Source organism: Desulfosporosinus lacus DSM 15449, from assembly GCF_900129935.1.
Lineage (GTDB): Bacteria > Bacillota > Desulfitobacteriia > Desulfitobacteriales > Desulfitobacteriaceae > Desulfosporosinus > Desulfosporosinus lacus.
In genome coordinates this window covers 58,434-59,679 of sequence record NZ_FQXJ01000025.1, presented here as the reverse complement: position 1 = coordinate 59,679, position 1,246 = coordinate 58,434, and the positions used below count along the sequence as shown (strand labels likewise).

1 protein-coding gene and 1 pseudogene are annotated in these 1,246 nt (G+C 44.5%); both read right to left on the bottom strand.

What is annotated here, in order from left to right:
* Nucleotides 1-446 (bottom strand): annotated as a pseudogene (locus BUB11_RS23045) (hypothetical protein); the annotation flags it as partial.
* Nucleotides 447-700: 254 nt separating this feature from the next.
* A partial coding sequence (locus BUB11_RS23040; protein ID WP_427846331.1) for a BclA C-terminal domain-containing protein occupies nt 701-1,246 on the bottom strand: 546 nt, incomplete at its 5' end.

The following is a 1,246-nucleotide window of genomic DNA, read 5'->3' as shown; positions in this document are numbered from 1 at the left end:
CTTCCTGTGGCTCCTATTGCTCCCGTAGCTCCTGTTCCTCCCGTGGTACCTGTTGCTCCTGTACTTCCTGTGGCTCCTGTTATTCCTATTACTTCAACAGGACCTATAGGATCAAGTTCAGCTGGCAGTACGCGATGAGCTGCTACCAAATCTCCAGCGGCATTTTTTCCCCAACCTGAGATCTCGACAGCATCAGAGCTTGTTATAAATTGAAATTCAAATTCATCTAACTGAGCGAAATAGATTCTTGTTATAGCCGCTCCCGCCGCTAAATTAAACAACTCTTGAATATACAGGATCTTCGTATTCTCTGACACGAAAAAACCCAAAATTTCAATGTCAGCGGCACTTGTATCGTCGTTAGAAACTTTTACAGTAAACGTTGTCGTTGGTCTTACTCCGGAGACCGGAGTATTTTCGATTAGTCCGGTAGTTAATTCAGCCATCCTCTTATCTCCTTACATTAATAATAAATTTTTGATTTTACACTTACTACTATTTAACCAAATAACCTCGATGTTCTGATCATCCCTCAATTTTTAGCCGCATTTATTGTATTGTATTAGTTCTATTTTTGTTACATAGCTATTTTAATTGGTGCAACTACAACTCCTGGAGAGCTGATCTGCTAAATCAAGTCCCTTGGTATTACCAAGGGACTAAGAAAAGAAAAACAATGATTAAGAATCTGCTAGTAAGCTTAGTCTAATTTATTAATAGTCATTTGTGCACCAACCTCAGGCGCAGCAGCTAAGGTTAACCCAATACCAGAGGTATTCGTAAGTGTAATGACATCACCCGCTGCAAGTGTTAGAATGGCCTGACCTGTTACTTGCCCAGCACCGACCAACGCACCAACTACGGTGGATGGGTCTACTACACCATTCACTTCAATCGCTATTTCCGAACCTAAACCTAACGTTATGCTTACGCTATAGTCAATCTGATAGTCACCGGCAAGTAACACGGTCACTGGGGCAGTACCCGCAATGTGAGTTTCATTAACAAGCGGGCCATTACTGCTAAATATCACATCTGTTCCGGGAAGTACAGCTTGGGCCACTGCGGAAAGATCATACACATAACCAAAGGCTGCCAAACCCGCTCCAGTTGCTCCTGTTGCTCCTGCTACTCCCGTGGCTCCTGTTGCTCCTGCTACTCCCGTGACTCCTGTCGCTCCTGCTACTCCCGTAGCTCCTGTCGCTCCTGCTACTCCCGTAGCTCCTGTTGCTCCTGCTACTCCCGT